Source organism: Thermogemmatispora sp. (assembly GCF_042408735.1).
Classification (GTDB): Bacteria; Chloroflexota; Ktedonobacteria; order Ktedonobacterales; family Ktedonobacteraceae; genus Thermogemmatispora.
In genome coordinates this window covers 16,546-37,265 of record NZ_JBHOQV010000133.1, presented here as the reverse complement: position 1 = coordinate 37,265, position 20,720 = coordinate 16,546, and the positions used below count along the sequence as shown (strand labels likewise).

Here is a 20,720-nt window from a genome sequence, read left to right as displayed (position 1 = left end):
CGAGAACACCGCTTTCAAAGAGCGTTCTTAGCCTTCCTGCGTCCCCAGGCAAGTATGTCGGGGGTCACGACCCTCCTGGGGATAGGGGTGGATAAGATCAGGGAGGTAGTCAGCGAGCCGTAGGCCAGGAGCCGATCGATCAGGCTTTCCAGATGCTCGACCGAGGTTGCCACCCCTTTCAGAATGAGGGTCTCTTCTCCTGTCACACGCGAGCATTCGATCACCTCGGCTATCTCCCGAATGCTGGCGATAGCTCGAGCGCTGCTCTGGCCGCTCGCCAGGCTCATCCGAATGATTGCCCTGACCGGAAGTCCGAGCCTGTCCAGATTGACTTCCGCATGGTAACCGGTGATGAGGCCCGCCTCTTCGAGCCGACGCACCCGCTCGCTGACTGCTGGAGCGGAAAGGCCCACTCGTTGCCCGAGTTCGCGGTAGGAGAGACGGGCCTGTTGCTGGAGGGCCTCGAGCAGTTGCCACCCTGTAGCATCCAACAATCTTTCGATTTCTCCGGTCATCTTGGCTGTTCCCTTTCTTTTTTTGGCCTCGAACAAGAAAAGGCTTTCCCTTCTCTCTGGATGCTCCCACAGAGAGTCGCTATACTTCCAAACTATAAGCGATGGATCGAAGGGGCGGTCCTCAATCGGCCCTTCCGCTCTCTCCGAGGGGAGGGTACAGGGAAAGGGATAGAGAAAAATGCTCGTACTGAAACTGCTGCTCACGCCTCTCTTTGTCGGCCTGATTGGGCTGGCTGACCGTCGCTGGGGGGCCAGAGTCGGAGGGTGGCTGGTGGGACTCCCTCTTACCTCTGCCCCGGTGACCGCCTTTGTCGCTTTTGAGCTGGGAAGAGCCTTCGCTGGGCATATGGCTATGGCTATCCTCCTGGGCTTGATCTCGCAGGCCCTTTTTTGTCTGATCTATGCCTGGCTCTCTTTCCGTCTCAACTGGTTCTTCTGTTGGCTCTGTGGATGGGGCGTCTTTGGTCTCTCCACCCTCGCGTTAGAGCAGATCACGCTCCCTCTCTCGCTTGCCTTTCTCTGCGTGGTTGGAATGCTGGTGTTGGTGCTTGCTCTCTGGCCTCCTGCCCCTGATCAGACAAGTGACCCGATGAAGGCACCGGCCTGGGCGATGCCTGTGCGCATGCTGCTGGCCACCGGTTGCGTGCTGGCGCTGACCACGGCGGCCAGCGTGCTTGGTCCTCGTCTGAGCGGCCTACTTTCTCCCCTGCCTGTCTTTGCAACGGTCTTTGCTCTGGTGGCCCATAAGCTTCGGGGAAGTGGGCCAGCCCGCCAAATCTTGCGCGGGGTCGTGCTGAGTTCCTTCGCCTGTGCGGTCTTCTTCCTGGTTGTGGCCGACTGGATTGAGCGCTGGAATGGCCTTATGACCTTTGGTGGGGCAACTTGCCTGGCTTTGTTCACTCAGGGGCTGCTCCTATGGCTTCAGGAACGGCGCATCTCGCCAGGGCGTTGCGGACCGGCGAGGTCCCGTCCTATTGGCTCGGCTGAGAAAGGGAAGTTCTGGCCACTTTGAGCAGCGAGCCAAAGAGGGAGTCCGTTCTCTTGGCAAGCACCTTTCGCTTGCTTGGCATTCGCTTGGGCTGAGCGCCGAAGCGAGGCCTCCACCCAGACAGGCCCCAGCCATGTTGAGGGGAGGGAAGCAGCGCGCCTGCCACCGTTCGCCAGGTGCGTGATCTCATAGCGGCCCATATCCAAAACTCCTCCGCCAACACACCGCCGATTCGCTCCTCTAGCACTGGCGCCAGGTCAGCAAGCGGTCATCCCTGCCTGCTGACCTGGCTGACGCTGGATCGTCATCAGTCGTCCCTATTTGGAAGGCGCTTTCCCCTCTCAGACTTGCAGTCCCAGGTCAGGCGCAGGCTACGAGCGGGTGATCTCGGTGGCTCCTTCCTCCGGCTCCAGGGTAAAGATTCCTTCCTCTTCCTGATAGAGGAAGACCTCGGCATAGCGACCCCAGTCGATCAGCGTTTGCAACTGGGCTGTAGCCTCTGACTCACTGAAGTGTTCGCGCAGTTGGTCCAGGTAGCGGTCTTCCGTCAGCCGGTGCTCCGGCGCGGCGGCCAGATCTTCGGCGAGGCGTCGAAGAAGGGTCACTCGCGCCAGTGCCTGGTGCCGGAACAGGCGTTTCTTTTCCTGAACATCGGCCTCAGCAAGCTGGCGCCCGCTCTCGGTCAGCGTCAGCTCGCCCTCATCTGGCCAGGCGAGTTGGAGCAGATTCACGGCCTCGACCAGCGGCAGCAGCTCGTCTAGCTCCAGACGCAGCTCGCGGCTCAATTCAGCCAGGGAGGCCCGTCCGCCTTTGGACTGAACCAGCTCCAGCAAGCCGATGATGTCGCCTGGGGGAACGTGGGGAAGCATCTGGTAGGAGCGGGCGGGCCGTGGCTGGCCCCGCTGAAGCACGCTCGGCTCCTGCGCGAGTTGCCGCCCAAGGCCCTGTTGGTCTGGGCTGGTCATCAGGCGGTAGAGCAAATTCACCAGATGGGCATAGCCCGGATTCTGAGGATGGCGCTCCTCTCGGGGAAGCCCCTGGATCTCCGCGCGCACGTGCCCCGGGTCGGCCCCCAAAATCAGCAGGCGATCGGCCATACTGACCGCCTCGTCGATGTTGTGAGTCACCATCAGGATCGTGCGCGTCGGAATGCGCTGCTGGTACCACAGCTGCAGCAGCTCGCGCCGCAGATTCGCCGCTGTGAGCACATCCAGCGCGCTAAAAGGCTCGTCCAGAAAGAGCAGCTCGGGCTCAACCGCGAGGGCACGCGCAAAACCAACGCGCTGCCGCATGCCGCCAGAAAGTTCCTTGGGATAGGCTTCTTCAAAGCCATCCAGCCCGATCATATCGATAATGGCCAGGGCGCGCTTCAGGCGCTGTAAGCGTGGCAGGCCCAGGGCCTCCAGCCCCAGCTCGACATTCTGGAGCACCGTCAGCCAGGGAAAAAGAGCAAAGCTCTGAAAGACCATTGCGCACGAGGGCGTAGGGCCACGCAGCGGCTGACCATGAACCAGTACGACACCGCTCGTCGGACGGATCAGACCGGCCAGGATACGCAGCAGGGTCGATTTCCCCGAGCCGGAAGGTCCCAGCAGAGCCACCAGCTCCCCGCTCCGGAGCTGCAGAGAGACCTCTTCCAGCACCACCGGCTGAGCGCGCGGGTCCTGACCAGCGCGCGCCTGGTAGCGGTGCGTAATGTCTTGAGCTTCAAGAATGATGGAATACTTATCTTTAACACCATTAAAATTATTCATCGTTAAAACCATCTTTAACTCCTCGCTCTTGCTCAAGGAAAAGGAACGATCTGACATCCCCTCTGACTGACCTGAACGGCAGCACGTCCCGAGCGCCTCCTGACTTCACCCCTATGCCAACCGATAGCGTCGTTCAGCCAGCCGGTAGAGCCGCTTCCAGAGCAGGCGGTTGAGCAGGACAACCGCCATGGCCATCAGCACGGTGGCGGCCAGCAAACGAGGATAGTCGCCGGCAGCCGCCGCTGCCGCGATCTCTGCCCCCAGACCAAAGGTAGAGAACGTCTCCCCACGAAACTGCACCAACTCGGAAACGATGCTGGCATTCCAGGCTCCGCCGCTGGCGGTCACCAGCCCCGTAACCAGGAAGGGGAAGATAGAGGGGAGAATCAGGGAGCGCCAGCGCCGCCAGCCGCTGACCCGGAAAAGCGTGCTCGCCTCCTGCAGATCGCGGGGAATGGCCATAGCCCCAGCGATGACGTTAAAGAGCACATACCATTGCGTGCCCAGAAGCATCAGAAGAATGGAGGCCAGCGAGAGACCTCCGGGCAGGGCCACCAGGAGGGCCACCAGGATCGGAAAGAGGGCGGTAGCGGGAATAGCAGCGACGATCTGGACCAGCGGCTGCAGACGACGCGACCACCGAGGAGAGAGACCGATTGCCACACCGAGCGGTACAGTCCAGAGCAGCCCGATAGCCAGCGCCGCCAGGGTTCGTAGCCAGGTTGCTCCAGCGGCCAGGAGCAGTCGTCCCCAGGTGGCAGGAGGAACCTGGAGCAGCATCTTGCCTCCCTGCCAGAGAACCAGGGCCGCGGCTGCTCCAAGCATGATCAGGACCAGGATCGCCACTCCTCGCCGCAGCAGAGCGCTCTCGAGAACTGGGGCCTGACGGCGCTCCTGACCGGATGGCAGGGCCTCCGGCAGAGGCTGCAGCCGATTGAGCAGCGTCGCCAGGACCTCCGCCAGCGGTCTTCCAACCCTGTGCCGCAGCCGGCGCAGCAGCGGCGAACTGCGCAGCAGATCAAGCACCAACGAGCGATGAACAAGCGTGGCTCCCTGCTCCTCCAACTTGAAACGCTCTGCCCAAGCTGCCAGTGGCCGCCAGAGGAAGAGGTCCAGCAAGATGATCAGTCCTACCAGGGTCAACAGGCCCAGGAGCAGCGCCATGCCATCGCCCCTGTCGGCGGCCACTTGGAGATATGATCCCAGGCCGGGCAAGCGGAAAGACTGATCTCCCAGCGAGAATTGCTCAGAAGCCATCAGGAAAAACCAGCCGCCGGCCCAGCTCATCATGCTATTCCAGATCAGGCCAATCATCGTCGCGGGCAGCTCTAGCTTCAAGAAACGCTGCCAGGGTCGCAGGCGGAAAAGGCGGCACACTTCCTGCAGATCTCGTGGTAGAGTCAATACAGAATGATAATAGCTGAAGGTCATATTCCAGACCTGACTGGTAAAAATCAGGACAATGCTGGCCAGTTCCAGTCCGAGATTGCTCTGCGGGAAGGCTGCCACCAGCGCCAGGACCACCGCTGGCAGGAACGAGAGCAGAGGAATACTTTGTAGCAGATCGAGAAGCGGAATAAGAATGCGCTCAGCGTTGCGCCGGGTGGCGGCCACATGCCCGTAGATAATGGTGAAGACGAGCGCCAGCCCATAGGCCAACAGCATGCGCAAGAGCGAATAGCCAGCGTAAAGAGGGAGAGCCAGCGGTGACAAAGTGATCTCCACTTGAGGCGTCAAAGGCGCAGTCCAGCGGGACGCGGCCAGCACCAGCAAGGCGCTGAGCAACAGCAGGAAGCCCCCACCCAGAAGCAGATCGGCCAGGCGCTGCCAGCCTGTCACCGGGCGACCGGTCATCTCCATCCAGTGCCTGGCTGACACGAGCTGACCTGATCCCTCCTGGTCATGGAAGAGATAGCCCTTCTGCTCCTGGGGTGCCTGTGAATGCAACGTGCGAGTCATCTTCTCTCTCCGAACACAAGAAATCTTTGCGGTCGATCACCCCCCGACCCGGGTTTGCAAAGGAGCAGCAACGGCTAACCGCCCGGCCAGGCAAGTCAGAGACCCTCTTTCAGCACAAGAAGGGATTGGCCTCCTTCAGCTCAAGGGACCCCGCTCTTCTCCGAGTTCAGGTCGCAGGGTCTCTCTCTCTGCGCGCAAGGGCACACGCCCAGCGCATCAGGCAGCTCAGGCTCGAATGGTCTTGGGCCGACCCCGACAGATGCCCCTGGAAGCGCGCCAGAAGCGTCAGGCCAGGGACAGACAGGGATAAATCGCTATAGAAGCGAGCGTAAAGGGCCATAATGCCCGTTCACCCCTCCGGTTAGGGCCTGAAGAAGGGCAAAGAAATCCCTTCCTCGCGGCGTTTGCCGGGCATCGGCATCCGTCGTCCTGGGCCTGCTGAAGCCCTGGGGCTATCTAAAAGGGTGTGCAGCAAAAGCACTGGGTAGAGCGAGGCATGGAGGGAGAGAAGGGAAGGTGAGGTAAAGAGGAAATGCGTGAGTAAAAGAAAAAGACGAGAGAGGTGCTCAGAACTGATCTGAGCGGGACCGCTGACTCGACCCGAGTCGAGCCGCGATGATCCTCACCTTTCTCCCTCAACCTGGACCTGTCTCTACCGCTGGCGAGAGAGCCAGGCGACTTGGCGGTGGCTCCGTGCTACGACTCGCCGGGTCCATACGGGATGTGATCCTCCTCTGAATAGTTGTTGGAACCAGGCGCTGAGCCGCTCTCGGACTGTCCCAAAGCTTGCTGGAGATCTCTGCCGGATCCTCGCAGCGAGCTGGCGACAAATAAGAATGGCTAGGCAGCCAGTTCCTCGCGTTCTCTTCCCAGTAGAGTAATACTCTCCGTTCCCCAAGACTGTCAAGATCGAAACCTGCCAGATCAAGGTTACCCGTTAGACTCTCCACTCTTCACCTGGCCGCCCCTCGCCCTCCCCCGCGCCGTTGCCTCAAAGGTCAGCGAGCCGGAGACTGGGCTTGATCTGGTCTGGACAGCGCATGCTCTCCGCGCCAGACAAGGCTTATGATCCCCTCCCCCTGGTCCGGGCAGGAAGTGAATAGACAGGGAGGGGCTTGACAAGAGGCCCCTTTCCCGGCATACTTTCTTGTGAAACAATATCGCTAGCAACATTTGCAACTGCAACAGACCGTGAAGAGAGAGCACAGCAGCCTGGCGGGGCCGGCTCAGGTGGCCGGAGTCCTGCGGAAAGGGTTAGAAGAAGCGCATGGACGACTACCGGGACTACCGTCTCTTTCAAGAATTAAGTCTCTTACTTGATCATGCCGATCGTCTAGTTCTGCGTCAGTTTAATCTCAACACGCTGCAGTACAACGCACTCCTGCTGCTTGATCCTGAAGAGGGCTGGCGGCTCACCGACCTGAGCGAGCGCCTGCTTTGCGAGCGGAGCACGGTTACCCGCCTGGTAGATTATCTGGAAAGCGAGGGCCTACTGATCAGAAGCCCTGACCCGACAGATCGCCGCTCGCAGCGCGTCAGACTGACGGCGGAAGGGGTTGCCAGGCGACGTCAGGCGCAGGCGGCCATCGAAGAGGCCATTGGCCGCCGCTTCAGCATCTTGAGCCGCGAAGAGGAGCGGCAGCTCATTGCCATGTTAAAGCGATTGCGCAACGTAGTGAGTGCGGAGATAGAGGCCACATTGAAAGAAGACACCAATTCCTGATATTTTGTAGGAAAATGTGCATGTCGGAAGTATTTGAGCCATTCGCCACTGAGGCGATCAGTCCGCCGGACCCTGCCGCCGTTGCTGCGGTCCCGGGCGACCTACCCTTAACAGAGGTCCTCATGCGCCAGGCGGCCCAGCGGAGCCAGTTTCGTCACGACAACACCATCCGGCCTCTGGAGCCGCATCCTGGCGAGCCAGTTGAAGTGTGGGCGACCAGCGGTGAAGAACTCCCGATCGAACGGGCCGTCCTTTTCTACACCGTTGACGGCAGCCGCCCTGATCTCTCAGCGACGGAGCTGCCCATGCAGCGTACCTGCGTGACCTGGGACCCTCACGCTGGCTATGTCACTCACTGGCTGGCCACTATCCCGGGCCAGCCTGCCGGTACCCTGGTGCGCTATCGCATTGCTGGCTGGCTGCTTACCCAGGCAGGTCCTACAGCGGCGGCTGAGCCTCAAATATGGGCTCAGGATGGGCAGGGTTTTGCCTTCCACTTCGCAGGTGAGCGGGCCTTTACAACCTTCGCCTATCAGGTCGAAGAAGAGGAGCAGCGCCAGCCGCCGGCCTGGACGAAGGAGGCAATAATCTATCATATTTTTCTCGACCGCTTTCGCAGCGATGCCGCCGATGGGAACTTTCTCCCTGGAAGCGAGCCACAAGCCCTGCACGGAGGCACCCTGAACGGCGTCCGTGCAGCACTCCCTTACCTGGCAGAGCTAGGCGTTAGCTGTCTCTGGCTCTCGCCCCTGCACCTGGCCGAAAGCTATCATCGCTACGATGCCCTTGACTATTGCGCTGTTGATCCGCGCCTTGGAAGCGCCGCTGATCTCAAGGCCCTGGTCGACGAGGCCCACGGGCGAGGAATGCGCGTCCTGCTCGATTTCGTGCCGGCGCATGTCTCCTGGCACCATCCGGCCTTTCTGGCGGCGCAGAGCGACCATCAGGCACCTTCGCGCGACTGGTTCTACTTTGAGCGCTGGCCTGATCGCTATGGTACATTTCTGGATGCCGTGCCCGGTCTGCCCTCCCTGCGCTCCGAGAGCGAGGGAGCGCGGCAATACATCATTGCCAGCGCCCTGCACTGGCTGCGCGAATACGGTGTCGACGGCTTCCGCCTTGACCACGCCATTGGCCTGGGCTTCGACTTCTGGTGTGCCTTCCGCCGCGCGACCCGCTCCCTACGCTCCGACATCTTCACCGTAGGCGAGGTAACCGATACGCCCGATGCCATGCGGCGCTACCGCGGCAGACTGGATGCCGTCCTCGATTTTCCCCTCGCCGCAGCCCTGCGCTATACCTTTGGGGCACGTACCTGGGATCTGCGCAGGTTCGAGAGCTTTCTCAGCTCCTACGAGCGTTACATGACCACGGGTCCGGCCCGCGTCAGCTTTCTCGACAACCACGACATGAACCGTTTCCTCTTTGTGGCAGGCGACCGACCGGAGCTGCTCAAGTTGGCGGCGCTCTGTCAATTCACCCTGGCGCCGGTGCCAGTTATCTATTACGGGACAGAGATCGGCATGTCTCAACGTGCTGATGTCTCAGCTACTGGGTTTGGGGGCGATGCCGAGGCCCGGGGTGACATGTCCTGGAGGCGGCAGGACTGGAATCATGAGCTACTTGCCTTCTACCAGGCCCTGACTCGCTTGCGCCGGACCTTGCCGGTGCTGGCCGCGGGCGAGCGCCGGGTGGTCCATCTGGCCCCCGAGCAAGCCACCTATGCCTATCTGCGTACCTTTGGCTGCGGGCAGCGGCTGCAGGCGGGTGACGCCCTGGTCCTCTTCAATCGAAGCGAGCAGGTTCAGACCCTGATGCTGCCGGAGGGGCTGCTTCCTCCTCCTGCCACCTGCCTTCTGACCACCACCTCGAGACCGGTCATACGCAGGTCCCAACATCAGGTTGCCATTATGATTGAGCCATTGAGCGGAGCCGTTTTCTCACTCCCAGAGAGAGGGTGATAACAGCCGCGGCGGTCTTCTCACCGACGTGCAGACGTGCGGCCCATGCACTGCCTGGTTCCCAACGACCTTGATCCTGTGATCCTGTCTTAGTGAGAGAGCGAGCGGCAAAGCGCTTGCTGCTCCTCAACCATCTGCTCAGTGAGGAAGAGAGATGACAAAGAAGACATCAGCCTCGCGCGCACCGTCCGGGCGGACCCTGTTGGCTGTCTGCCTGTTTATGGCCGTGCTGTTGCTGCTCTCGGCCTGTGGAGGCTCTGGGAACAACGGTGGAAGCAGCGGTAGCAGCAACATCGACTTGAGTGGCACAGTTGTCATCTGGCACGGCTGGCAAGGCCTCTATCTGCAGGCCAAGCAGGCCATCTTTAACCAGTACATGCGCCTGCACCCCAAGGTCAAAATCGTCCTCGTTCACCAGGACAATATTGCCAGCAAGGCTGCGACCGCCGTCAAAGCTGGCAACGGTCCCGACATCATCGCCTTCACCGACGATAATCTGGGGGAGCTGGCCCTGGGGCACGTTGTAGTGCCGCTTGACCAGTACATCGGTCAGGAATATCTCCGCCAGAACTACACGCCGGCGGCTGCCTCGGCTCTGGTCTTTAACGGCCACGTCTACGGAGTGCCGGAGGCGGTCGAGGCTATCACGCTCATGTACAACAAGAGCCTGGTCTCTGCCGACCAGCTTCCCAAGACGACCGACGACTTGCTCGCTTTCGAGAAAAGCTACGAGCAAGCTCACCCCGGGCAGTATGGAGTAGTCTGGCCTACGGAGGATCCCTACTTCAACGCCCCCTGGTTCTATGGTTTCGGTGCCCAATACGTGACGCCTGATGGCAAGGCCCATCTCGATACACCCCAGGCCCTGCAGGCCATGCAGTATATCGCTTCCTTTCGGCCCTATCTGCCCAAGCAGCCGACCTACGACGTAGTCTCCTCGCTCTTTACCGAAGGCAAGGCGGCGGCTATCATTAATGGTCCCTGGTCCTACGCCGACTATGCCGGCAGCGGCAAAATCAACGTTGGCTTTGCAACGCTGCCCATGATCAGCGCCACTGGCACGCCGGCCCGGCCTTTCGTGGGAGTCAAGTCCCTCTGGATGGCCAAAACGGCCAGGAACCCGGCCCTGGTTGCCGATCTGATGAAGTTCTACACCAATAAAGAGAACCAGATTGCCATGGCGCGAGCCGACGGGGAGGTACCCGCCAACAGCGCTGCGGCCAACGATGCCGCGATCCAGGCCCTGCCTGCCGTCGCCGGCTATGCTGCTCAAGTAAAGCTTGGGATTGCCTTGCCGAATACCCCCTACATGTCAGCCCTCTGGACGCCGGTCCAGAACGCGCTCACGGCGGTCTGGAATGGCTCGCAGACGCCGGCCAAGGCCCTCAGCGACGCTCAGGCGGCGGCCACCAAAGGCATTGCGCAGATCACCTCCTAGCTAGCCTTCGACCAGCGCAACGGTTGGCAGACCCATCGATGGCAGCCTCACCCTCTAGCTAGCAGGAGGGTGGGGCTGCGTGAAGCGAAGAACTGGAGGTGAGGACGCCCATGCTGCGCGTCAAACGGCGCACAATTGCTGCTTTCCTGTTCCCCATGCTGGCGACTATCGCGGTGATCAACCTGTGGCCGATTCTCTATACCTGCTATCTATCGCTGACCAACTACAGCGAGTTCAACTCGGACAACTACCGCTTTATTGGGCTGGAGAACTACCATCAGTTGATCTTTTCTCTGGATAGCGACCTCTTTCCAGTGCTCTGGCAGACCCTGCTCTATGTGGCTGTCTGTCTGGCCTGCTTCCTGGTGGTTGGTCTCTTAACGGCCCTGGCCCTGAATAATCCTCGGATCAAGGGGCTGCCCTTCTGGCGCGTCGTCCTGCTCCTGCCCTGGGCGGCGCCCTCGGGTATTACGGCCCTGATCTGGAAGTTCCTTTTCCAGTACGATTTCGGTCCGCTCAACCAGGTGGGACGCCTCTTCTTCGGTCCCACATTCGGGGTGCCCTGGCTCCTCAACCCAACGCTGGCCTTCATCTCGGTAGTCATTGTCAATGTCTGGCTCAGCTATCCCTTCTTCACCGTCGTGATTCTGGGGGCGCTGCAGAGTATCCCTGGCGAACTGCGTGAGGCAGCGCGCATCGATGGCGCCGGTCCCTGGCAATACTTTCGCAACGTCACCCTGCCGCTGCTGACGCCGGCCCTGGTTCCGGCCCTGATTCTCAGCGCGATTACAACCTTCCAGATGTTCAACACGGTCTATCTGATCACCCAGGGGGGGCCAATTGTCAGCGCTCTCAGGCCCGGGGCCACCGAGTTCGTCATGATCTACATGTACAATCGCGTCCTGGGGACCACGGTGGCCAATCCGCACTATGGCTTTATCGCCTCGTTTGCCATCACCTTGTTTGTCATTCTGGCGGCCCTGACGTATCTGGCCTCTGGCCCAGGCTCGCGGTCGCCGCTGGGAAAGGGGACGCAAGCATGAGTCGCGAGCTGCCTCTCGCTACCCTGGAGAAGCGGCAGGCTTCCCCTGCAGAGCCGGCCAGAGAGCGTACACGCCCGCGTGGGCGGCGCGCCTCTCGTCTTGCTGCTCGACTTGGGCTGGCTGGCATCTATGTCTTTTTGGTTGGAATGACTGCCTTCGCTCTCTTCCCTCTCTATTATGTGGTCCAGGCTTCATTTGCTGGAGCGCAGAACTTGTATACCACGGACCTGCATCTGCTGCCAGCTCACTTTACCTTCGATAACTATGTGACGGCCTTGACGCAGGAACCGCTTCTCAACTGGATCGTCAACACCATGCTGGTCTGTGGTCTGACTGCCCTCCTCGGTCTGGTCTGCTCGACGACCGGGGCTTATGCTCTGGCCCGCTTTCACTTTGCCGGTCGAGAGCTGACCCTGCGTGGGCTGCTGGCGCTGCAGGCCTTCCCGGGCCTGTTGGCTCTGACGGCCTACTATCTCCTGCTGAACGCCCTCAACCTGCTGAACAACCTGTTCGGTCTGGCGCTGATCTATGCGGCGGGCGCAGTCGTCTTCTGCTGCTGGAATACCAAGACCTACCTTGATGCGCTGCCTGTCGAACTGGAACAGGCTGCGCTCCTGGACGGGGCCACGACATTGCAGGCTTTTTGGCACATTGTGCTGCCGCTGGCCACCCCGGCGCTGGCCGTTTCAGCGCTCTTCACTTTCATGAGCGGCTGGAACGAGTTCGCTCTCGCCAATCTCGTACTCAATGCCAACGCCAACGGCAGCAACCTGACCTTCATCCTGGGCCTCTATAGCCTGCAGAGCGACTTTCGCACACCCTGGGGCATTTTCGCTGCGGCCTCGATCATGGTCTCGGTCCCGCTCATGCTGATCTTCTTCTTCGCACAACGCTACTTTCGATCTGGTCTGGCTCTGGGAGGACTGGCGAACTAGCCGGGGAGGACTGGCGAACTAGCCGGGCTGGCGATTGATCCTCGCTCCCCTCGCTACCGGGGATAACCCAGAGGGGAGCGCTCTTGAGCTGCCGACCGGCCCGAAGAAAAGGCCCCTCTTCTGGCGGCCCCGCTTCGGGCCGGCTCACGCTGGAGGTCCTCTGATGCATGGTTCCATTCTTCAAGTTCGCTCTGTAGTATTATGCGTTATACACTTGTCTTGCTCTTTCGTTATGACCACGCCTGGCCTGGCGGGCGGCACTCTATGGAGTGCAGGTCTGTACCTCTTGCTGTAGCAACCTCTTTGCAACAGGAGCGACCGCGCGCCTGGATAGGAGAGCGGACGTTGCCGGACCGAGCCGAGTCAGAAGGATGAGCGCAGGGCCAGGCCCGTGACCGCCCTCTCTGAAGCCGGAAGAGGAGAAGCGCGTCTCTACCGCTCTCGAACACTCATGGGGCCGGCTGCTGGCAGTGTGGCCAGGACCCGGCACCGCCACGCTGGGGCAGCAAGCCCGTCTCGACGAGCGAGGCCTGCGCTGCGCTTGACCCCCTGGAACTCTCTGGCATCTGGTTAACTATTTCCAGGATGATCCCTCGGGAGAGAGCCAGGCTCAGGCTGTCCCGAGGGGCTGCTGCGGCCCACTCATCCATCTGAAGAACGGGCTTCGCATGTTATTCGAGGCTTTCAAGTTTCTCCAAGAAAAGATGCTTCTCATTACTCTCGGGTGGGGCTTGCAGAACATCAAGTAGGCTACTGAACGTCTTCTTGATGGCTTTCCCTCTCCAGACTTCTCAGGCTACTTGACATTAACTCGGCCATAATGGTATATTCGAGATGTGAGCATGAGCAGCTTACATCTGAACAAGGAGCAATCGGGATGTCCAGTCAAAAGCCAGTGGGACCTGGCGGATTGCTCGACTTCTCCTTGTCGAGAGCGTAAAGCAGAGCCGCCCGCTTCTTCCCCGAGCAGGGAGGCTTCAGCGGAGGCAGCCAGAAGTAGGCCATGCTCGCATCCTATTCCTCATACCGCTGTCAGGTAGATCGCTTCTAGGCAGGCTCAGCCGTGCAGGATGGCAGGCTGGGTAGTACTGAAGGAAGCACTTCGGGCGATCTTCGAACCTGAGCCGCGCTCTAAGGCCGGTCTGCCATGTCAGAGGACATCGCAAGAGCAGTGTCGCTCGGTGATTGGATGTGAAGGAGCATCTGTTGAGCGCCGTCAGCACGGGCACAGGTACCGCCGGCGAGATCGCCATCCGCATCTGGCCGATTGCCTGCGTCGGCCCCGCGGGGTTGGACTCAAGGAAAGCCTTAAGGCTTCCTCGAATCTGCCCTCTCCTTCTCTTCGCCAATCATCCAGGCACCGCTACCCAAATTACGGGCATGAGGTGATGCTGCCTCCTAACCGCTAGACGTATTTTCAGGTTTGTCGTGTATCGCTTGTCAAGCGCGGAGGGGAGCGGTTTTTCACCTTCACATACCTGTAAATCTCGATTATTCGTGAGAAAGGAGATTGTAATGAAAGAGCTACAGAGCGAGCTTGCGCAGCTTGAACTTGACGAGCTGACGCTCGACGAGCTGCAGATTGACGAGCTGCAGCTTGGGGGAGAAGGTGGCCTGGAGCAGCTCACCACCGGCCATGGCATGGTGGAGATTGGGGCGTCGTCCGGTCAGGCGGCCTGTTGTAGCTGCTGTCTCGTCTGCTGCTGCTGTCCCTGCCTGGGCTAAAGCGTCACAGCCTGGCAGTATGCTAAATGCCGGTCTGAGAATCGACCGGCCTCCCGTGCGGGCTAGTGGTTATTAGCGGGGTCAAGGTTACCTCATGCCGCAGATACTATCTCGCTCCATAACGGACAGGGAGGTTACTCATGCAAGATTTACACAGCAAGCTTGCGCAGCTTGAACTTGACGAGCTGGCACTCGACGAGCTGGAGATCGAAGAGCTGCAGCTTGGAGGAGAAGGTGGCCTGGAGCAGCTCACCACCGGCCACGGCATGGTGGAGATTGGGGCGTCGTCCGGCCAGGCAGCCTGCTGTAGCTGCTGTCTCGTCTGCTGCTGCTGCTGGTAATCAGCGGCTGACCGTTGAAGGACCTGCTGCTCTCTTGTCCGCCAACTGACGCGATACACGACCCCCGCCGGGAGAAAGGAGAGCGCTCATGGAAGAACTGAAACGAGAGCTTGCTAACCTGACCCTTGAGGAACTGCGGCTAGATGAGCTGAGCATTCAGCCGCTTGATGCTGGTCAGAGTGGTCTGGAAGCCCTGACTCTGGGTCATGGCATGATAGAGATTGGGGCCTCTGTCCTTCCAGAGGCTTGCTGTAGCTGCTGTATCCCCTGCTGTTGCTGCTGGTAGGGGACTGGCAGGTAGGAGAGAGCTGTCGGACATCGACGGGCACGAAGCGAGCTGTTCCGCTTGGCCTGTCCCAGGTGCAGCATGGCTGCGGAGCCGCTATGCTGCACCTCAAACACGGTTGGCCTGGCAGCGTAGTGTGCCTGGCGATACCCACGATGAGGGAGAAACCGGTCATGCGACCCAGGATGAGAGGCGATGTCTTCTATTTCCCCACCCCCGAGGGGGTCTATCTGCGCAACAATCAAGGCTCCTTCCACCTGAAAGGCAAAGGTCTGGCTCGCCTGCTCGACATCCTTCTGCCCTATCTGGATGGGCGGCATACCCTGGAGGAGATCCTGGAGCAGGCGCCCGCCGGGCAGCGTCCCCTGATTAGCCGGCTCATTGAGACGCTGGCCGCCCGTGACTTCGTCAGAGATCTCGCCCCTGATCGTCCTCACCGGCTGAGCGCAGCGGAGCAGGAGACCTATGCGGCGGAGATTGCTTTCATCGAGGCATTTCGGGATTCGAGCGCCTGGCGTTTTGAGCGCTACCGTCACAGCCGTGTGCTGCTCATCGGCTCTGGGCTGACGCTGCTGGCCCTTGTGCAGGCTGCCCTGCATAGCGGTCTGGCGGATGTTCACGTCCTGATTACCGACGAGTGCGCGCTAGAGCCTCAACGCTTGCAGGAGTATCTGGCTCTGCGCCAGGCGCGTGACCCGCGCCAGAGGCTACACCTGCTGGCTGCGCCCGATTGGGATGATGAGCAGGTTGTGGCGCAGACCCTTCTGCCGTTTGAGGCCGTCTTGCACCTTTCGGATCGACCAATGCTGGGGCGCTGCTCCCTGCTCAATCGCCTCTGCTACCAGCAAGGCAAACTCTTCCTCAGTGCGGTGATCCTTAACGACCAGGCCTGGCTGGGTCCGTTGGTTTCCCCTTCTCCTGGTGAGCAGGCGACAGGCCGCGGCTGCTGGGAGTGTGCCTGGCTGCGCCTGCAGGCCAATCTCCCCATCCTCGGCGAAGCGGTCGCCACCCTCTATGCTTTCACCGACCATCCCCAGGCTCCTCTCAGTTATGCTCTGGCTGTACCAACTGCCGCTGTGGTCGCCAATACTCTCAACTTTGAGCTATTTAAATATATTACTGAGGCTGGCCCACTGGAGACGGACGGCCATCTCCTCTTCATAGATCTGGAGACCCTGCAGAGCCAGCGCCACCCTTTCAAAGGCTCTCCGCATTGTCAGAGCTGCCGCCAGGCCCGCCCGCTGACGGCGGAGCAGTTTCGGGCACGGCTGGCGGAGTACGCCGCTGGGCCAGTGCTCTCTGAAGAAGACTTTTCTCGCCGGGCGGCCCATCTATTTGACGCCAGGCTCGGACTTTTCAGCGCGCTTGACGAGCACAACTATACCCAGATTCCCTTGAATGTGGCGCGCGTAGATCTGGCCCGACCGGCGCTCTGCCGGGACAGAGGAAAGAGCTGGCAGGTGTTCGGCCTGGGTACCGACTTTGGCGCTGCCCGGCGGGCAGCGACGCTGCGGGCTTGCGAAGCTTATGCGGCCTGGTGCTATGACGCGCGTCGCAGCCTGAGCGGGAGCGTCCCCGAACTGGCTGATCCACCGCGGTCTCCCCACACTTCCTACAGCTGCTACACTCGTGGCCTGGAGCCGTCACCAGGTCTTGATCCGGAGGAAAGCTACCTCTGGGCCTGGGAGCTGCCCACTGAGCAACTGGCCCTGGTTCCAGCGCCGGCCATTTTCCCTCTCTCTATCGAGGAGCAAGATAGGTGGCCGGAGCTACTGCCATTGGGTGTTGCGGCTGGACTGAGCTGGTCTGAAGCGCTCTGCCGCGCACTTTTGACTCATGGGCGTGCGCAGCTCCTGCAGCGACTCTCGGGGAGTAGCGAACCCTGCCCACGTGTTGCGATCGATGCCCCAGTCTTCTCCGAGGCCGCGCGGCGCTATTGGCATCTGTTGGAGCTGTTGGGCCTGACCGTCGCTATTTACGATCTCTCGGCCCTGCTAGCTGACTGGGAACTGAGCGCCTTCGCCTTTTGTGGCGGGAGTGAGACCTGGGCCTATACCTGTCATATCCAGGCTCAGGCGGCGATCGAAGAGGGGTTATTGCTCTCGCTGCAGCAAGCCCAGGCGCGTCACAATGGAGAACCTGACTATGCCCTTGGGCCGGTACCGCCTCTGCCGCTGGCCCTACGTGGCGAAGCCTGGGTGGCTCCTCCGCAGACGCCCTCGCAAGCCTGGTCCCAGATGCTGCAGGTCCTGCTTGCCACTCTGCGGAGGCTGGGACAGCGGGCCTTGCTGGTGCCGCTTGATCACGATGCTGCACTGAGCGCGGCGCTTCCCTATATCGTACGTGTGTTGCTGGCAAGGGGGGGCCATGATGAATGCTGACCAGGCACGAGAGAAATCGCTGCCGCTGCTAGGAGTGCTGGCCGAGGGCAGTCTGGGGGAGGCTGTCCGCGAGGGCCTCCGGCCGTGGGGGGAGCCTGTAGATGTCAGGCGGGCCGACCTGCAGGCGGGGCAGGTCCCGGACTGTCGGCTGCTGCTGGTAATCTGCGAGCGCTGGAATGGGCCGCTGCTGCAGGAAGCCAATCGCTGGAGTCTGGCGAATGGCACACCCTGGCTCAGCCTCTCGATTGAGCCGGGGCGTGCGGTGCTCGGCCCTTGTGTCCTACCCTGGCGCAGCGCCTGTGCTACCTGCGCCGAGCTGCGGCGTCTCAATGCTCACAAGCAGGCCGACGAGTTCCAGGCGGAGCGCGCCTATCTGGCGCAGCGGGCCTGCTCGCCAGCGCTTCCTGGTCCGGCCTCCACCTGGCTGACAGCCTTTGCCCGGACCATTCTGGTCCAGCAGATCGCACGGGAGGTCGCCCAATTTCTGCGCGCGCCGGAGGCCGTGCTGACCTGCAACGCCCTGCTCTATCTGGACCTGGCGACGCTGAGGATCAGTCGCCATCCCTTTCTACGCGAGCCGCACTGTCCCGACTGTGCGGCCCTGCCCGCCGACGACGCCGCTGCTGCCCGGGACGAGATGACCCTTGTGGCCCGGCGGAAGCTTGCCCCCCATATCTACCGCATGCGTGACCTGCTGGCGGTCAAGGAGCGCTTGCTGGCGCGCTATGTCGACGCGGAGTGCGGCCTGATCTGTGGCCTGACCAAGGATGCCAGCAACCTCTATGCCAATTTTGCCGTCCATATCCATTTCCAAAATGGGAAGCGCCAGGAGGTCGGCTTTGGCAGAGCTTTCAACTACGAGCAGGGCCAGGTGGCGGCCATCGCCGAAGCGCTGGAGCGCTACGCCGGTATGCGTCCAGGAGGCAAGCGGACGGTGGTGCGGGCCAGTCGACGTGAGTTGGGGGAGGAGGCCATTGATCCGCGCACACTGGGGCTGCACAGCGAAGCGCAGTACAGCCTGCCGTCTTTCCCCTATGTGCGCTATAGCGATGACCTGGTTCTCAACTGGGTCTGGGGCTATTCCTTCGCCCGTCGGCAGCCGGTGTTGGTGCCCGAGTGCAACGTTTACTATGGTCTCCACTACTGGGGAGGCGAGAAGCCCTATGTCTACGAGATCTCCAACGGCTGCGCCATCGGAAATTGCCTGGAGGAGGCCCTTCTGCATGGCATCTTGGAGATCGCCGAGCGCGATGCTTTTCTGCTCACCTGGTACGCCCGCCTGCCTATGCCTCGCATCGAGTTAGGCTCGGCGCGCGACCCGCTGATCGGGCTGATGTGCGAGCGGCTCTACTATCTGACCGGCTATCGCGTGCACGCCTTCAACATCACCCTGCCGGAGCGCATTCCCTGCTTCTGGGTGATGGCGGTCGACGAGCAGCAGCGTCCGACCTATCCGCGCGTGCTGTGTGCCGCCGGCTCGCATCTGTTGCCAGAGAAGGCCCTCATCAATGCACTGCAGGAGCTGGCGCCGATCGTTGGCAGCCATATCAGCCTGTACCGCCAGGAGGAGGAGCGAGCGCGCAGTCTGCTGGCCGATTCCTCGCGCGTCACCCAGATGCGCGATCACGCTCTTCTCTACTGCCTGCCGGAAGCGTTTGAGCGCCTGGCTTTTCTCTACCAGACGCCGCGAACACAGACCTTTGCGACGGCCTTCGAGGGAGATCAGCCTCTCTCTCATACGGACCTGCGCGAGGACTTGCTGGCTGTAATGGCCCGTTACCTGCGCAGCGGTATCGATGTGATTGCCGTCGATCAGACAACGCCTGAGCTGGCGCTGGAGGGCTTCCGAGCCGTGCGGGTCCTCATGCCGGGAATGCTCCCGATGACCTTCGGCCATCATGCTCGTCGCTGCTCTGGCTTGACGCGTCTTTATCAGTTGCCCTACCAGCTTGGCTACGCGGCCCGGCCATTGACCGAGGCCGATCTCAATCCCTATCCTCATCCATTCCCATGAGCGAGTGGAGGGAGCACCTATGAGCAACCAGGACCGCCAGATTGGTCTGCGCTACCTGCAGGCCACCTACTATGACCTGCCGCAGCTCTTTGCCGAGGGCCAGGGCGAGGAGGGCATGCCCGGAGAGCCGCTCAAGTTTAAGATCTATCGCGGCGTCCCCCACTATTCGCTTGGCCAACAGCTTCCGCTCTACCTGGGCGATCTGCGGCGGGCCTTTGGAGGCCAGGGTGAGCACGGCCAGCAAAGGAGGCACTCCCTGGATTATCAGACCCTTTCCTGCCTTCTCTACTACAGCTATGGCTTCTCGCGCCACGATAGCGGCCTGGCTGTCCGCTGGCCTTTCCATCGTCTGGTCGCCTCCGCTCGCTGCTTTTTCCCCGCCGAACTCTACGCCTGGCTGCCGGCGGTCGAGTCTCTTCCCCCGGGCTTCTACCACTACGATAATCTCCATCACGGTCTGGCTGCCCTCAGACAGGGCGATTATGCTGCCTTGCTGGGTGCGGCTCTCGGTTGCGAGCTGGCAGAGAGCCTGGGTGTGCTCTTTGTGAGCGCCTATTTCTGGAAGAACGCTTTTCGCTACCGTAACTTCTCCTACCGGCTGTGCTCCCAGGAGGTGGGGATGGTGATCGGCAACATCTTGCTGGTCTGTGGTCTGCTGGGTCTGGGTGTTCAGGTGCACTACCAGTTTCTTGATCGCGTCCTCATTCGCCTGTTGGGCCTGGAGGACGGCGAGGAGAGTCCCTTTGCGGCGCTGGTACTCTATCCCGCTGGCGGGGAGCGGGCCCCGGCCAAGCGGCTTCCTGCTGGGGCAGTGAGCGCCGATGCACTTCTGGCCGAGATCGAGGCGCTGGCGCCGGAGCATATCAGGCTGAGTACGCTTGACCGCGAGCGCTGTCAGAGGCTGCTGGAAATCGACCAGCACTCGCGGCTTGAGAGCAGCGCCGAACTGGCAATCTCGCTGGCGCCCGTGCCCTCGACCTGCGCCGAGAACGACATCAGGCTGCAGGGTCCAGCCCCCTGGCCAGAGGAGCTTGAGCTAGCCCAGGCCCTCCACAGGCGCAGCTCAGGCGACACCTTTTTCCTGCCGCTCGCCAGGCCCCTGAGCCGAGAAACCTTTTGGGAGATCGTGCGCTACAGTCTGGCCCCGTACGCCAGCGACCTCACTCTCGGTGGGCAAATGAGGCCGCCCTTCCTGGAGCTATTTCTGGCTCTCAACAATGTGGTCGATATTCCCGCGGGGATTTACCGTCTCTGCCAGGGCTGTGGCGGACTGCATCTGCTTGAACAGCGGGCAGTGGCTGCCCAGCTCCAGGCCATTCACAGTACCCCCGCTGTCAACTGTGGAAGCGCCCCTTTTGTTGCCTATCCGGTTGCCAACTACGAAGACCTCAGCGCGTCCTTGGGGAACCGTGCCTATCGCATCATGAATATGGAATGCGGCCTGGTGGCGCAACGTCTCTGCGTCTTGAGCGCGGCCTTTGGCCTGGTCGCGCGCTGCAGCGACAGCTATCATCTCGATCGCTGTCAGCAGTTGCTGGGCCTAGACGAGCGGGCGGCCCTCCCTCTGTTTCTGATAGCCGTTGGTCAGGAGCGCCCGGAGGCGGGAGCGGGGGCGCGCTACCGTCACAGCATTCGTCTCTAGAGAAGAGAAGAGGGG

15 protein-coding genes are annotated in these 20,720 nt (G+C 61.2%); 12 read left to right on the top strand and 3 right to left on the bottom strand.

The annotated features are described in order from the left end of the window. Window positions 1-14: 14 nt before the first annotated feature. Window positions 15-515, bottom strand: a complete 501-nt coding sequence (locus ACFMO7_RS13720) for an Lrp/AsnC family transcriptional regulator (RefSeq protein WP_376796052.1) — start codon at window positions 513-515, stop codon at window positions 15-17. A 178-nt stretch (window positions 516-693) separates the two neighbouring features. On the opposite strand from ACFMO7_RS13720, the gene ACFMO7_RS13715 reads away from it, so the two are divergent. Further along, window positions 694-1,527, top strand: a complete 834-nt coding sequence (locus ACFMO7_RS13715; RefSeq protein ID WP_376796051.1) for a hypothetical protein — start codon at window positions 694-696, stop codon at window positions 1,525-1,527. Window positions 1,528-1,874: 347 nt separating this feature from the next. Here the strand turns inward: ACFMO7_RS13715 and ACFMO7_RS13710 are convergent, their stop codons facing one another. Together ACFMO7_RS13710 and ACFMO7_RS13705 are read right to left on the bottom strand one after the other, a co-directional pair. Further along, window positions 1,875-3,269, bottom strand: coding sequence for a nitrate/sulfonate/bicarbonate ABC transporter ATP-binding protein (locus tag ACFMO7_RS13710; RefSeq protein WP_376796050.1), 1,395 nt, complete (start codon window positions 3,267-3,269; stop codon window positions 1,875-1,877). 99 nt (window positions 3,270-3,368) lie between these two features. Then, window positions 3,369-5,216 (bottom strand): ABC transporter permease, encoded by a 1,848-nt coding sequence (locus ACFMO7_RS13705; protein WP_376796049.1) that lies wholly within the window; start codon window positions 5,214-5,216, stop codon window positions 3,369-3,371. Window positions 5,217-6,483: 1,267 nt separating this feature from the next. On the opposite strand from ACFMO7_RS13705, the gene ACFMO7_RS13700 reads away from it, so the two are divergent. The 11 genes from ACFMO7_RS13700 (at window position 6,484) to ACFMO7_RS13650 (ending at window position 20,705) form a co-directional block, all read left to right on the top strand. Then, window positions 6,484-6,939 carry a MarR family winged helix-turn-helix transcriptional regulator gene (locus tag ACFMO7_RS13700; protein ID WP_376796048.1) on the top strand — a complete coding sequence of 152 codons (456 nt, stop codon included), beginning with the start codon at window positions 6,484-6,486 and terminating at the stop codon, window positions 6,937-6,939. A 20-nt stretch (window positions 6,940-6,959) separates the two neighbouring features. After that, on the top strand, window positions 6,960-8,900 hold the full coding sequence (locus ACFMO7_RS13695; RefSeq protein WP_376796047.1) for an alpha-amylase family glycosyl hydrolase: 1,941 nt from the start codon (window positions 6,960-6,962) through the stop codon (window positions 8,898-8,900). 154 nt (window positions 8,901-9,054) lie between these two features. Further along, the gene (locus ACFMO7_RS13690; protein WP_376796046.1) at window positions 9,055-10,338 is read left to right on the top strand and encodes an extracellular solute-binding protein; all 1,284 of its coding nucleotides are present in this window, start codon (window positions 9,055-9,057) and stop codon (window positions 10,336-10,338) included. 110 nt (window positions 10,339-10,448) lie between these two features. Next, entirely contained in the window at window positions 10,449-11,381 is a 933-nt protein-coding gene (locus ACFMO7_RS13685; RefSeq protein WP_376796045.1) for a carbohydrate ABC transporter permease, read from the top strand. Then, window positions 11,378-12,316, top strand: a complete 939-nt coding sequence (locus ACFMO7_RS13680) for a sugar ABC transporter permease (protein ID WP_376796044.1) — start codon at window positions 11,378-11,380, stop codon at window positions 12,314-12,316. The genes ACFMO7_RS13685 and ACFMO7_RS13680 overlap by 4 nt, the downstream gene beginning before the upstream one ends. Before the next feature lie 1,515 nt (window positions 12,317-13,831). After that, a complete protein-coding gene (locus ACFMO7_RS13675) occupies window positions 13,832-14,041 on the top strand; it encodes a thiomuracin/GE37468 family thiazolyl RiPP peptide (protein WP_376796043.1) in 210 nt (69 codons plus the stop codon). A gap of 140 nt (window positions 14,042-14,181) precedes the next feature. After that, window positions 14,182-14,382 carry a thiomuracin/GE37468 family thiazolyl RiPP peptide gene (locus tag ACFMO7_RS13670; RefSeq protein WP_376796042.1) on the top strand — a complete coding sequence of 67 codons (201 nt, stop codon included), beginning with the start codon at window positions 14,182-14,184 and terminating at the stop codon, window positions 14,380-14,382. 88 nt (window positions 14,383-14,470) lie between these two features. After that, window positions 14,471-14,668, top strand: a complete 198-nt coding sequence (locus ACFMO7_RS13665) for a thiomuracin/GE37468 family thiazolyl RiPP peptide (RefSeq protein WP_376796041.1) — start codon at window positions 14,471-14,473, stop codon at window positions 14,666-14,668. A 173-nt stretch (window positions 14,669-14,841) separates the two neighbouring features. Continuing rightward, window positions 14,842-17,049 (top strand): TOMM precursor leader peptide-binding protein, encoded by a 2,208-nt coding sequence (locus tag ACFMO7_RS13660; RefSeq protein ID WP_376796040.1) that lies wholly within the window; start codon window positions 14,842-14,844, stop codon window positions 17,047-17,049. Beyond that, a complete protein-coding gene (locus ACFMO7_RS13655; RefSeq protein ID WP_376796039.1) occupies window positions 17,036-19,063 on the top strand; it encodes a TOMM precursor leader peptide-binding protein in 2,028 nt (675 codons plus the stop codon). The genes ACFMO7_RS13660 and ACFMO7_RS13655 overlap by 14 nt, the downstream gene beginning before the upstream one ends. Window positions 19,064-19,082: 19 nt before the next feature. Next, window positions 19,083-20,705 (top strand): SagB family peptide dehydrogenase, encoded by a 1,623-nt coding sequence (locus ACFMO7_RS13650; RefSeq protein ID WP_376796038.1) that lies wholly within the window; start codon window positions 19,083-19,085, stop codon window positions 20,703-20,705. Window positions 20,706-20,720: the final 15 nt, after the last annotated feature.

What these genes read in the sequence shown, in the direction of transcription:
- ACFMO7_RS13690 (WP_376796046.1), top strand. Translation starts at nt 9,055, where the DNA reads ATGACAAAGAAGACATCAGCCTCGCGCGCACCGTCCGGGCGGACCCTG.
- ACFMO7_RS13715 (WP_376796051.1), top strand. Translation starts at nt 694, where the DNA reads ATGCTCGTACTGAAACTGCTGCTCACGCCTCTCTTTGTCGGCCTGATT.
- ACFMO7_RS13710 (WP_376796050.1), bottom strand. Translation starts at nt 3,269, where the DNA reads ATGGTTTTAACGATGAATAATTTTAATGGTGTTAAAGATAAGTATTCC.
- ACFMO7_RS13680 (WP_376796044.1), top strand. Translation starts at nt 11,378, where the DNA reads ATGAGTCGCGAGCTGCCTCTCGCTACCCTGGAGAAGCGGCAGGCTTCC.
- ACFMO7_RS13720 (WP_376796052.1), bottom strand. Translation starts at nt 515, where the DNA reads ATGACCGGAGAAATCGAAAGATTGTTGGATGCTACAGGGTGGCAACTG.
- ACFMO7_RS13700 (WP_376796048.1), top strand. Translation starts at nt 6,484, where the DNA reads ATGGACGACTACCGGGACTACCGTCTCTTTCAAGAATTAAGTCTCTTA.
- ACFMO7_RS13675 (WP_376796043.1), top strand. Translation starts at nt 13,832, where the DNA reads ATGAAAGAGCTACAGAGCGAGCTTGCGCAGCTTGAACTTGACGAGCTG.
- ACFMO7_RS13685 (WP_376796045.1), top strand. Translation starts at nt 10,449, where the DNA reads ATGCTGCGCGTCAAACGGCGCACAATTGCTGCTTTCCTGTTCCCCATG.
- ACFMO7_RS13655 (WP_376796039.1), top strand. Translation starts at nt 17,036, where the DNA reads ATGATGAATGCTGACCAGGCACGAGAGAAATCGCTGCCGCTGCTAGGA.
- ACFMO7_RS13665 (WP_376796041.1), top strand. Translation starts at nt 14,471, where the DNA reads ATGGAAGAACTGAAACGAGAGCTTGCTAACCTGACCCTTGAGGAACTG.
- ACFMO7_RS13650 (WP_376796038.1), top strand. Translation starts at nt 19,083, where the DNA reads ATGAGCAACCAGGACCGCCAGATTGGTCTGCGCTACCTGCAGGCCACC.
- ACFMO7_RS13705 (WP_376796049.1), bottom strand. Translation starts at nt 5,216, where the DNA reads ATGACTCGCACGTTGCATTCACAGGCACCCCAGGAGCAGAAGGGCTAT.
- ACFMO7_RS13670 (WP_376796042.1), top strand. Translation starts at nt 14,182, where the DNA reads ATGCAAGATTTACACAGCAAGCTTGCGCAGCTTGAACTTGACGAGCTG.
- ACFMO7_RS13695 (WP_376796047.1), top strand. Translation starts at nt 6,960, where the DNA reads ATGTCGGAAGTATTTGAGCCATTCGCCACTGAGGCGATCAGTCCGCCG.
- ACFMO7_RS13660 (WP_376796040.1), top strand. Translation starts at nt 14,842, where the DNA reads ATGCGACCCAGGATGAGAGGCGATGTCTTCTATTTCCCCACCCCCGAG.